Here is a 12198-nt window from a genome sequence, read left to right on the forward strand (position 1 = left end):
AATATAATTATGAGTAAGAAATTCATAGAATTACATTTGGGTAGCCATAGTATTGTTCATGGTTTCGATGCTGATAATAAAGAAATTAGTGAGCGTGTAGAAGCCGAAAATTTTACTAAAAAAACGGTGGCAATTTCGCGTATTAAATCGGTTAGTGAAAATTTTATATTAACAGATTACATGGATGGTCGACTTATATATTGGGAATATAAGGAAGACTACGAAACGATTAAAAAGGCATTGACTAAATAATGAAAGTTACAGATCACATAAAACAAGCCAACGGAAAAACATTATTCTCTTTTGAAGTTATTCCGCCTCAGAAAGGTAAAAATATTCAAGATTTATATAATAATATAGATCCGTTAATGGAGTTTAAACCTCCATTTATTGATGTTACTACGTCTCGCGAAGAGTATGTTTACGTCGATAAAGGTAACGGACTTTTAGATAAACGCATCACCCGTATGCGTCCTGGAACAGTTGGTATTTGCGCTTCAATTATGCATAAATATAAAGTCGATGCTATTCCGCATTTACTTTGTGGTGGTTTTACAAAAGAAGAAACCGAGTATGTTTTAGTCGATTGTCATTATTTAGGTTTAGACAATGTGGTGGCTTTGCGTGGTGATGCGCGTAAAGACGAATCGTATTTTAAAGCTACTCCAGGCGGAAACAAGTATGCTAGTGAATTGGTAGAGCAAATTTCTAATCTTAATCAAGGGAAATACCTTCACGACGATATTAAAGTAGAACATAATTACGATTTCTGTATTGGTGTGGCTGGATATCCAGAAAAACACATGGAAGCACCATCTTTAAATACAGATTTAAAACGATTAAAAGCGAAGGTAGATGCCGGAGCCGATTATGTGGTAACACAGATGTTTTTCGACAATCAGAAATATTTCGATTTTGTAGAAAAAGCGCGAGCTATCGGGATTACTATTCCTATTATTCCGGGAATTAAACCAATCGCTGTACAACGTCATCTACAAATCTTACCTCAAGTTTTTAAAATCGATTTACCAGAAGATTTAATCGATGCGGTAGAAGGATGTAAAGATAGTAAAGCGGTGAGACAAGTCGGAATCGAATTTGCTATTCAGCAATCTAAAGAATTAAAAGACGCTGGCGTTCCATTTTTACATTACTATTCTATGGGGAAAAGTGATAATATAAAAGCGATTGCATCTGCGTTGTTTTAATAAATCTGTTACTTTTGACCCTCAAATAGTTTTATGAAGCACCTGCTACTTTTACTGTGTTTTGCGATTTCATCTGTAGTGTTTTCACAAGAGACAACAAATTCATCTTATGTAGATGTCAATTATTTTAGAGGCAATATTGCCCTTCATAATAATAGTATTTTACACCTTATTCAGGGACATCCGGAAGGTGTAATTGTGGGGTGGAATAAAAAGACATTCGGTAATCAAGACTGGCAAGAAGCTTATAATTACCCGGAATATGGAGTGTCTTTTTCGTATCAGAATTTAAAAAATGAAACTCTAGGCAATAATTATGCGGTATACGCACATTACAATTTCTATTTTTTTAAACGGAATTTAATGTTGCGCATTGGCCAAGGTCTAGCTTATAACACCAATCCGTACGATAAACACGATAATTTTAAGAATACAGCTTTTGGTTCTACCATTTTAAGTGGAACGTATTTTATGGTGAATTATAAGCGCGAACGTATTTTTGACCGTTTCGGAATTCAGGCCGGCCTATCGCTTCTTCATTATTCTAATGCTAATTTTGTGGCGCCCAATGCGAGTATTAATACTGTAGCACTTAATGTTGGGGTGACGTATAATCTGGAGGACGAAGATCCTGAGTTTGTGCATTCTGAAGTTACAGAAAAATTCACGCAGCCTATAAAATATAATTTGGCTTTTCGTAGTGGTGTTAATGAAAGTGATGTTATCGGGATGGGCCAATCTTCTTTTTATGTGCTTTCTGCTTATGCAGACAAGCGGTTATCTAGAAAAAGTGCGGTACAAGTGGGAACAGATGTGTTTTTTTCTAATTTCCTAAAAGATTTAATAGCATATAATGCGGTAGCTTTTCCAGAACGAAATATAGATGCGGATACAGATTATAAACGTGTAGGTTTATTTGTAGGTCACGAGCTATTTATAAATAAAATGTCTATCGAAACACAAGTGGGGTACTACGTGTATTATCCGTTCGATTTTGAAGGCCAAACGTATTTAAGAGTTGGATTAAAACGATATTTTGGAGAAAAATGGTTCGGAGCTGTTACGTTGAAAACGCATGGAGCAAAGGCAGAATGTGTAGAATTTGGAGTAGGAATACGGTTGTAAAAGATGAAAAAGATATTAGCCATATTATTAGTAATATTTGTATGCTCTTGCGATAGCGAAAGCGCTAACGATTGTTTTCAAACAAGCGGAACAATCATCTCAAAAACGATAGAATTAGATGCTTTTGAAAAAATTCTAGTGAATAGAAATATAGAATTAACTATAATTCAGGGCGCAAAATTAAAAGCGCTTATCGAAACTGGCGAAAACTTAATGAACGATGTTGAGGTTAAAGTTGTCGCTGGTGAATTACAATTAACAGATCACAATACGTGTAACTTGTTTAGAGATTACGACCCTACTAAGATTACAATAACAGCACCATCTTTTAATGTAATTAGAAGTTCGACGCAGTTCGAAATAAAATCTGAAGGTGTTCTAACACTTGATAAACTAGAACTGTTCTCGGAAGATTATAATAATTCCGAAGTTTTTACTGTGGGCGATTTTAGATTACAAGTAGACGTAGAAGAATTAGATGTGGTGTCTAATAATATTTCGGTTTATTATATATCTGGAAACTCTAATACACTATCGGTTGGATTTTATGCTGGAGGCGGACGCTTTGAGGGCGCCAATTTAATAGCAAATACCGTAAATGTTTACCATAGAGGTAGTAACGATATTATTGTTAATCCGCAAGAATCCTTAACCGGAGAGCTAGTAAGTACAGGCGATTTAATATCTAAAAACAGACCTGCAACTATAGACGTCGATGTAAAATTTAAAGGACAATTATATTTCGAAGATTAATTAATCTTGTGTCATTGTCCTAAATAGCTCTTCTAAACTCTCGTTTTTCTGAGTCAGTTGAAAAATTTTCAATTCATTGTCATGGGCAAAATCAAATACTTTCGGACGCATATCTTCAGCCGTTGCAAAAGTGATTTCATATACAAATCCATAAGTGTTGGCTACAGAAGTAACATGTGGTAAACGGAGTAAAAACGCATCTTCTACACGAAAATCAAACTCCACTAAAACAACTTGAGCTTTTCCTGCCTGTAAATCTTTTAACTTCTTATCTGCAACAATCTGCCCCTTATTAATAATAATTACGCGGTCGCACATGGCTTCAACCTCTTGCATGATGTGGGTAGACAGAAAAACCGTTTTTGTTTTTCCAATATCTCTAATCAGTTCGCGAATAGACACCAATTGATTTGGATCTAAACCCGTTGTAGGTTCGTCTAATATCAATACCTCAGGGTCGTGTAGTAAGGCATTGGCTAAGCCCACACGTTGGCGATATCCTTTAGAAAGCTGACCGATTTTTTTATGGGATTCCGGCGTTAAACCTGTGAGTTCAATAACTTCGGCAATACGTTGTTTAGGGACGTGGTATATATCTGCGTTAAACGCTAAATATTCTTTAATATACATATCTAAATACAACGGGTTGTGTTCGGGAAGGTATCCTACACTCTGTTGCACTTTATTCATGTTTTCCTGAACATTAAAGCCATTCACTTCAGCCTTACCTGAAGAGGCATCTATAAAAGTGGTTAAAATTTTCATCATTGTAGATTTTCCAGCACCATTTGGTCCTAAAAAACCAACAATTTCTGGTTTTCCTACAGAAAACGAAATATTATCTAGTACTTTTTGAGTACCATACACTTTACTAAGTTCTTCTACCTTTATTGACATTTTACTATACTTTACTCAAAAGTAAACATTATATAATTTATTTTACGAATAACCTTAATTTCTTTAAAACTATATAGATAAATCAAAATAAATAATTGAAATGTTTTGTAATGTGAAATTATTATCTAATTTAGTGGCCACAAAAGCAATATATGCAAAATACAAGTTTCACATATTTTAATTTTTTCTATTTCTTTTTTAGCAAGAGGAATGAGGCGTTGTATGTGTAATTTATAAGGATAAATTTAATATAAAGTCTCGATGAAAATCGAGACTTTTTTTATATATGGTAAAAACAGTTTCAATTCAAGGTATAAAGGGATCATTCCATCACATCGTTGCTAAAACGTATTTTGATAACGATGTAGAAATTGATGAATGTATGTCTTTCGACGCTGTGGTCGATAATCTTATTAGTAAAAAAAGTGATGTGGCGGTTATGGCTCTGGAGAATACCATTGCTGGATCAATTTTACCAAATTACGCGTTAATAGATAAGTTTAATCTTCATATAATCGGGGAACACTATTTAGATATTCAGCATAATTTAATGGCTTATCCAGGTCAGAAAATAGAAGACATTAAAGAAGTGTATTCGCATCCTATGGCTTTATTGCAGTGTAAAATTTTCTTTAAAGATTACCCGCATATTAAGTTGGTAGAAGATAAAGATACAGCAGAAACTGCGGAGCGTATTAAAACAAATCAATTAATGGGAGTTGCAGCTATTGCAAGTAAAACGGCTGCAGAAATTTTTGGATTGGAAATTTTGGCTGAAAGTATTCAGACGATAAAAGAAAACGAAACGCGATTTGTAATAGTAAAAACACAGAATTCTGTTTTAGATGAAAGTGAAATTACTAAGGCGTCTATCCGATTTGTGGCAGAACACAAACGCGGTAGCTTAGCAAGTGTTTTAAATGTACTTAGCGATTGTAGAATGAGTTTAACTAAAATACAATCGTTACCAAAGATTGAAACCCCTTGGAAATATGCATTTTTTGTGGATGTAACATTCTTAAAATATAGCAATTTCGAGAAAGCAAAATCCATATTAGATATTATGGTGAAGGAATTTAAAGTACTTGGCGAATATAAAAACGCAAAATTATGATAACTGTAGCAAACAGGTTACAAACGGTCGAGGAATACTACTTCTCTAAAAAATTAAGAGAAGTAAATGCCTTAAAAGCAAGTGGAAAACCGATAATAAATCTTGGGATAGGAAGCCCAGATTTAATGCCACCACAACGTGTAGTAGATGCTATTACCGAAAGTTTTAAATACCCAAATGTACACCAATATCAGAGTTATCAAGGTTTGCCAGAATTGCGTGAAGCTATGGGCGCATTTTACAAAGCACAATTTGGTGTAGATGTAGATCCGGCTTCAGAAATTTTGCCTTTAATGGGTAGTAAAGAAGGCATTCTTCATATTTCTATGGCTTTTTTAAATGCTGGGGACGAGGTTTTAATTCCGAATCCAGGATATCCAACCTATGCATCGGTTACTAAATTAGTTGAAGCGAAAGCGGTGACTTACGATTTAGATGAAACCAATGGGTGGTTACCTGATTTAGATGCTTTAGAGCAAACAGATTTAAGTAAAGTAAAAGTGATGTGGGTTAATTATCCGCATATGCCAACGGGTGCAAATGCTACCGAAGCCTTATACCAAGATTTGGTTGCTTTTGCCAAGCGTAATGATATATTAATTGTTAACGATAACCCATATAGTTTTGTTTTAAACAACAATCCGACAAGTATTTTAAGTGTTCCAGGAGCAAAAGATGTATGTGTAGAGCTTAATTCGTTAAGCAAAACATTTAACATGGCAGGTTGGCGCGTTGGAATGGTTTTAGGAAATGCCGAGCATTTAGGCGCTATTTTAAAAGTTAAAAGTAATATGGATTCTGGGATGTTTTACGGCATACAGAAAGGTGCTATTGAAGCTTTAAAAAGTACAGACGAATGGTTTAAAAACCTAAATGTGGCTTATGAAAAACGACGTAAACTGGTTTGGGAACTTGCAGATTTATTAGGTTGTACTTACGACGAGAGTACCACAGGTTTATTTGTATGGTCTAAATTACCAGCGGGTGTAGATGCCGAATCGTTTATTGATAAAATTTTATATGATAATTCAATTTTCATCACTCCAGGAATCATTTTTGGAAGTCAAGGTAAAGGCTATATTCGTTTTTCGTTATGTGCATCAGAAGAGCAATTACAAGAAGCAATTACCCGAATTAGAACTCAAAACTAAATACTTATGGATAATATAGTAGTAATAGGTATTGGTCTAATTGGTGGGAGTATGGTAAAAGACCTTAAAAAGGTGCATCCAGAAACTAAGATAATTGGTGTAGATAAAAATCCCGATCATGTTAATCAAGCTTTAGTAAGCGGATTAATAGATGAAAAAGGAACCTTAGATGCTGTTAAAAATGCAGACCTCGTTATTTTGTCTATTCCTGTAGATGCGTCGGTAGAATTACTTCCAAAGATTTTAGATTTAGTGTCTGACGATACTTTGGTAATAGATGTTGGGTCTACCAAACTAGATGTTTGTCATAAGGTAGAACACCATATAAATAGAAGAAATTATTTATCGTGTCATCCTATAGCGGGAACAGAATTTTCAGGACCTCAAGCCGCGATTAATGGTTTGTTTAAAGACAAAACAAACATTATTTGCGAAGTCGAGAAAACAGCATTTAAATTGCAAGAACGTGCTTTACGTGTGTTTTCAGATTTAGGTATGCGTATTCGATATATGAATCCAGAATCGCACGATAAACATATAGCCTATGTGTCGCACTTATCGCATATTAGCTCCTTTATGTTAGGGAAAACGGTAATCGATAAAGAACGTAACGAACGTGATATTTTTGATATGGCGGGGAGTGGATTTGCATCGACAGTGCGTTTAGCAAAAAGTTCACCAAATATGTGGACACCCATTTTTAAACAAAACAAAACTAATGTTATTGAGACATTAGATGAATATATTAACAACCTTAATCAATTTAAAATTTTATTAGAGAAAGATGACTTTGAAGCTATTTTTAACGAGATGAGAAACACAAATCGCATTAAAGATATTTTAAAAGGAATTGCTTAAAAAGTAGTAACATTATGGAAAACAAGAAAGAATTAAGAACCTGGTTAGACGATTTAAAATTAGATCACCCATTAGTAATCGCAGGTCCTTGTAGCGCAGAAACAGAAGAGCAAGTATTAAAAATTGCAAATGAGTTAAAAGATACAGATGTAAGCTATTTTAGAGCAGGAATTTGGAAGCCAAGAACTAGACCAGGAATGTTCGAAGGAGTTGGTGCTTTAGGTTTAAAATGGTTACAACGTGTTAAGGCAGAAACAGGAATGAAAATTGCTACCGAAGTAGCAAATGCAGCACACGTAAAATTAGCTTTAGAACACGACGTAGATTTATTATGGATTGGAGCGCGTTCTACAGTTAGCCCATTTATCGTTCAAGAAATTGCAGATGCATTAGAAGGAACAGATAAAATTGTATTGATTAAAAACCCAGTAAACCCAGATTTAGCATTGTGGTTAGGTGCTGTAGAGCGTTTAGCAACAGCTAACATTAAAAATTTAGGGGTTATTCATAGAGGGTTTTCAACTTACGAGAAAACAAAATATAGAAACAATCCAGAATGGCAATTAGCGATCGAATTACAATCTAAATTCCCAGATTTACCAATAATTAACGACCCATCACATATTACAGGAAAACGTGATATGATTTTTGATGTATGTCAAACGGCATTAGATTTAAACTTTGACGGTTTAATGATTGAAACACATTACGATCCAGACAATGCTTGGAGTGATGCGGCACAGCAAGTAACACCTTCTGTTCTTGTTCAGATCATGAAAGATCTTAAAATTAGAAAAGAAACAGATTCTGAAGCAGATTATTTAACGGCTTTAAGTAATTTAAGAGCTAAAATCGATATTATCGATAATCAAGTTATCGATCTTTTAGGTAAGCGTATGGTTGTTGCAGATGGTATTGGAACATTAAAACGTCAGAAAAACGTATCTGTATTACAGAGTAAGCGTTGGAATGAAATTTTAGGAGCGATGGTATTAGAAGGACAAGAGCATGGTTTAAGTGAAGAATTTATCTTAAAAATGTTCAAGGCAATTCACCAAGAATCTATTAATCACCAAGAAAAAATAATCAATAAATAAGATTGTATTTTTTATACTATAATCAAAAGGGCTCGCAATTGCGGGCCCTTTTTTAGTCTGTTTTATTTATTTCTTTTAAAAAAATAACGCGTTATAAAAATTCCTTGTCCATCGTTTGTTCCTGCATCGCTTTCAACAGCACTGCTTACAAAAGCCAATTCCCAACCTTCTTCAGTCATGGTGTTTATTTTAGAGCTCACTACAGCATCATTAGAAGCGATATTTTGAAAACGAATTCCGGCAACATTATAGAAATTTAAAAGTTTAGTTTCTTCATAATTCTTCACGCGTAAATCCCCGCGATCAGATTTGTTTCTTTTGGATTCCTCAGTAGTTTGTTCAGATGTGAAATCTTTGTAATCACGTTCATCGACAGACGAAATTAAGCGAGATCGTCCTATTCCGTTAGGAACAATAGATTCTACAGATGTGATAATTTTGTATTCCACTTGTGCCGTTACCTCTGTAAAGCACATAAAACATAACAGAGCAATAAATAACAATCGATTCATAAGTTCAGGTTTAAAAATTAATGAAAACTAATATAATTGTTTTTGTACTAATTAAATTATTTTTTAGTCTTCAATTTTTGTGGCATCTTTGTAGTTCATGACAGGAACAGTATATAAATCAACAGGGAGCTGGTACACCGTAAAAACACCAAACGGTGAGACTTACGACTGCCGTATAAAAGGGAAATTTAGACTTAAAGGTATAAAGAGTACCAATCCAATATCTGTTGGAGATTTGGTCGATTTTGAGATAGAAACTCTGGATAATGTTACTACAGGAGTGATTCATCACATTCACGATCGTAAGAATTATATTGTTCGTAAATCTGTAAATCTTTCTAAGCAAACACATATTATAGCATCTAATATCGATCAGGTGTTTTTATTAATAACTATTAATAATCCGCCTACGCTTACAAGTTTTATAGATCGTTTTCTAGTCACTGCCGAAGCTTATGCTATTAAAACCGTTTTGCTTTTTAACAAAATAGATGTTTACGACGAGAAAACTATTCTAGAAGTACGTTATTTAGCATCTGTGTATCGGGCAATAGGTTATGAATGTATTGGGATTTCTGCCGAAACAGGTAAGAATTTAGACAAAGTAAAAGCATTAATGCTAGGTAAAGTTAGCATGTTTGCTGGGCACTCTGGAGTAGGGAAATCTACACTGGTAAACGCTTTAGAACCTACTTTAGATTTAAAGACAAAAGCGATTTCTTCGCAACATATGCAAGGACAACATACTACGACATTTGCAGAGATGTTCGACTTAAGTTTCGATGCTAGAATTATAGACACACCAGGAATTAAAGGTTTTGGTGTTGTAGATATGGAAAAGGTAGAAATAGGAGATTATTTTCCTGAATTTTTTGCCTTAAAACAAGATTGTAAATTTAATAACTGCCTGCATATAGAAGAGCCAAAATGTGCTGTAAAGGATGCTTTAGATCGTGACGAGATTTCTTTTTCTCGCTACAGAAGTTATGTGCAAATTGTAGAAGGCGAAGAAGAACATTATCGAACCGATATTTGGGATAAAGATCAAGAAGGATTTTAATGAAAGCAGTAATTCAACGTGTATCACAAGCTAGCGTCACAATTGCGGGCGATAAAGTCGCGAATATATCTAACGGACTTTTAGTTTTATTAGGAATTGTAGCCGAAGATACTCAAGAAGACATTGCATGGTTGTCTAAAAAAATAGCGAATCTGCGCATTTTTGAAGATGAAGCTGGTGTGATGAATACATCTTTAATCACCAGTGAAGGAGACGCTATTGTGGTGAGTCAGTTTACACTGTATGCGTCTACAAAAAAAGGTAACAGACCAAGTTATATTAAAGCCGCAAAACCAGATATCGCTATTCCATTATACGAAGCTTTTGTGGTACAATTAGAAACCGACCTTGGGAAATCCGTGCAAACTGGTGAGTTTGGTGCAGATATGAAAGTAGAATTAATTAACGACGGTCCAGTTACTATTATTATTGATTCTAAAAACAAGGAATAAATAGGATTTAGGTAGATTTTATTAATAAATAATGTTAAATTTATTAAGCCCAAATTTGCCAAATTATGTTAATTAAATACATGTTAAGCCTTTTTTTTATAGGTCTAACAGCATCACTACCTGCACAATCTAATTTTAGCGCTAATCCTATATTAAAAGCAACCTTAGCAAAAAATGCAAATGTATTAGTTAAAACAAACGCTGTAGAAATACATATACTTAACTATAACAAGATGGTGATTAAAACCCATCGCACAGTCACGATCTATAATGCGTCTGGAGATAGCAAAGCTTATGCCTACGAACCTTACGATAGCTCTACAAAAATAAAAACATTAGAAGCGACAGTTTATGACGCTTCTGGCAATAAAGTGAAACGTTATAAGGAAAAAGATTTTAACGATGCTGCGCGTGCCGATGGCATTTCTATTTATAACGACGATCGCATAAAGTATTTAGAACACCAATCGGTTTCTTATCCATATACCATAGATTATATTTCGGAAGTAGAACATTCCATGACTGCATTTCTTCCTTCGTGGTCGCCTTTAGAAGCCTATTATACTAGTGTTTTACATACATCTTATCAAATTATAAACGATACCGATGTGCCTTTAGCTTTAAAAGAAGAACATTTTAATGGGTATAATATTACTAAAAAAGGGGACTATCATTTTGTTGCAGAACATTTAAAGGCAATTAAACCAGAAGCGTATAGCCCAGATTTTTATACGTTCGCCCCACGCTTAAAAGTTGCCATGCAAACCTTCGATATGAAAGGTGTTCAGGGCATAAATACCAATTGGCAAGATTTTGGTGCCTGGGTTTACGAAAGCTTGCTTGCCGATACACAAGAACTTCCGGAAGGTGTAATTACCACCATAAAAGCATTAACAGCAGAAACATCTACCAACGAAGAAAAAGCTAGAATTGTGTATGATTATCTTCAAAAGAAAGCCAGATACATTAGTGTGCAAGTAGGAATTGGTGGTTGGAAACCTATGTTGGCTAAAGATGTAGATCGATTGAGTTATGGCGATTGTAAAGCGCTTTCAAATTATACACATGCGTTGTTAAATGTAGTGGGAGTGCCGTCTTATTATGCTTTAATTTATGGAGGTGAAGAGATTAAAAATATAGATAAGGATTTTTCAAGCACGCAGGGTAATCATGCGGTATTAACCATTCCTTCAGAAGATGGATATGTTTGGTTAGAATGTACGAGCCAGAAAACACCGTTTGGATATATTGCTAATTTTACAGACGATAGAGATGCATTAATTATAACTCCAGAGGGCGGTAAAATTGTGCATACCAAGGTTTATAATACCGAAGAAAATTTATTACACACTTCAGCTAACATTCAATTACATAATGATGGAAGTTTTGACGCTGATGTTGAGGTCAAATCCTACGGAACCCAATATCGTGGAGCTCGCGGTTTGGAAGAGGATACAGAGAAAAATCAGAAATTAAGATTTAAAGATAATTGGGATCATATTAATGATTTAGAGATTAAGGATGTCGCTTACTCTAACAATAAGCGAGATATTGAGTTTACAGAGAACGTATCGGTTTCGGCGCGAAATTATGGGTCCAAATCGGGTAAAAGATTGTTGTTAGCACCTAATGTGTTTAATAAATTGGTTCATGTTCCGCCAAGATACACTAACCGCACCATGCCTATTCAAATAGAGCGTGGTTTTATAGACACAGATTCCTATCAAATTCATCTAGAAGACGGATTGGCCGTTGAAGCGCTACAGAAAGATGTGGCACTAGAAACAAAATTTGGCTCGTATTATTCATCCATAAAAGAAGAGGAAAACGGTTCTCTAACATATACCCGAAAATTAACCTATAACAAAGGCTTATATCCTAAAGAGGATTACCAGGCGTATAGAGATTTTTGGATCACGGTTTCCAAACTCGATAATGCTAAAATTGTTCTATTAATTAATATTTAAACCC

13 protein-coding genes are annotated in these 12198 nt (G+C 34.6%); 11 read left to right on the forward strand and 2 right to left on the reverse strand.

Annotation, left to right across the window (positions count from 1 at the left end; genetic code table 11):
* Positions 1 to 9 precede the first annotated feature (9 nt).
* Genes AC0UBM_RS11960 through AC0UBM_RS11975 form a run of 4 tightly spaced genes read left to right on the forward strand, consistent with a single transcriptional unit; the run spans position 10 to position 3086 of the window.
* Complete coding sequence (locus AC0UBM_RS11960) at positions 10 to 252, forward strand: hypothetical protein (protein ID WP_414036720.1); 243 nt, start codon at positions 10 to 12, stop codon at positions 250 to 252.
* Positions 252 to 1208 (forward strand): methylenetetrahydrofolate reductase [NAD(P)H], encoded by a 957-nt coding sequence (metF, locus tag AC0UBM_RS11965; RefSeq protein WP_434036955.1) that lies wholly within the window; start codon positions 252 to 254, stop codon positions 1206 to 1208. The genes AC0UBM_RS11960 and metF overlap by 1 nt, the downstream gene beginning before the upstream one ends.
* A 33-nt stretch (positions 1209 to 1241) precedes the next feature.
* Complete coding sequence (locus tag AC0UBM_RS11970; RefSeq protein ID WP_475688760.1) at positions 1242 to 2333, forward strand: acyloxyacyl hydrolase; 1092 nt, start codon at positions 1242 to 1244, stop codon at positions 2331 to 2333.
* Between the two features lie 3 nt (positions 2334 to 2336).
* A complete protein-coding gene (locus AC0UBM_RS11975; RefSeq protein ID WP_475688761.1) occupies positions 2337 to 3086 on the forward strand; it encodes a head GIN domain-containing protein in 750 nt (249 codons plus the stop codon).
* Here the strand turns inward: AC0UBM_RS11975 and gldA are convergent, their stop codons facing one another.
* The gene (gldA, locus tag AC0UBM_RS11980) at positions 3087 to 3983 is read right to left on the reverse strand and encodes a gliding motility-associated ABC transporter ATP-binding subunit GldA (protein ID WP_475688762.1); all 897 of its coding nucleotides are present in this window, start codon (positions 3981 to 3983) and stop codon (positions 3087 to 3089) included. It abuts the gene before it with no gap.
* A gap of 286 nt (positions 3984 to 4269) precedes the next feature.
* Here gldA and AC0UBM_RS11985 point away from each other — a divergent pair, with 286 nt between their 5' ends.
* The 4 genes from AC0UBM_RS11985 to AC0UBM_RS12000 are packed head-to-tail and all read left to right on the forward strand — an operon-like array spanning position 4270 to position 8203.
* Positions 4270 to 5097, forward strand: a complete 828-nt coding sequence (locus tag AC0UBM_RS11985) for a prephenate dehydratase (protein WP_475688763.1) — start codon at positions 4270 to 4272, stop codon at positions 5095 to 5097.
* Positions 5094 to 6248, forward strand: coding sequence for a pyridoxal phosphate-dependent aminotransferase (locus tag AC0UBM_RS11990; protein WP_475688764.1), 1155 nt, complete (start codon positions 5094 to 5096; stop codon positions 6246 to 6248). Before AC0UBM_RS11985 ends, AC0UBM_RS11990 begins: the two co-directional genes overlap by 4 nt.
* A gap of 6 nt (positions 6249 to 6254) precedes the next feature.
* Positions 6255 to 7106, forward strand: a complete 852-nt coding sequence (locus AC0UBM_RS11995; RefSeq protein ID WP_414036727.1) for a prephenate dehydrogenase — start codon at positions 6255 to 6257, stop codon at positions 7104 to 7106.
* A gap of 14 nt (positions 7107 to 7120) precedes the next feature.
* Complete coding sequence (locus tag AC0UBM_RS12000; protein ID WP_414036728.1) at positions 7121 to 8203, forward strand: chorismate mutase; 1083 nt, start codon at positions 7121 to 7123, stop codon at positions 8201 to 8203.
* Positions 8204 to 8265: 62 nt separating this feature from the next.
* On the opposite strand, the gene AC0UBM_RS12005 is transcribed toward AC0UBM_RS12000, so the two are convergent.
* Complete coding sequence (locus AC0UBM_RS12005; protein WP_475688765.1) at positions 8266 to 8715, reverse strand: hypothetical protein; 450 nt, start codon at positions 8713 to 8715, stop codon at positions 8266 to 8268.
* Between the two features lie 97 nt (positions 8716 to 8812).
* Between AC0UBM_RS12005 and rsgA the strand changes: the two genes are divergently transcribed.
* The 3 genes from rsgA (at position 8813) to AC0UBM_RS12020 (ending at position 12194) form a co-directional block, all read left to right on the forward strand.
* A complete protein-coding gene (rsgA, locus tag AC0UBM_RS12010; protein ID WP_414036730.1) occupies positions 8813 to 9775 on the forward strand; it encodes a ribosome small subunit-dependent GTPase A in 963 nt (320 codons plus the stop codon).
* Positions 9775 to 10227 carry a D-aminoacyl-tRNA deacylase gene (dtd, locus tag AC0UBM_RS12015; protein WP_434036948.1) on the forward strand — a complete coding sequence of 151 codons (453 nt, stop codon included), beginning with the start codon at positions 9775 to 9777 and terminating at the stop codon, positions 10225 to 10227. Before rsgA ends, dtd begins: the two co-directional genes overlap by 1 nt.
* Positions 10228 to 10307: 80 nt before the next feature.
* Positions 10308 to 12194 carry a DUF3857 domain-containing protein gene (locus AC0UBM_RS12020; RefSeq protein WP_475688766.1) on the forward strand — a complete coding sequence of 629 codons (1887 nt, stop codon included), beginning with the start codon at positions 10308 to 10310 and terminating at the stop codon, positions 12192 to 12194.
* The last annotated feature ends 4 nt before the right edge of the window (positions 12195 to 12198 follow it).

The sequence above is a fragment of the Formosa sp. F44 genome, from assembly GCF_056238645.1.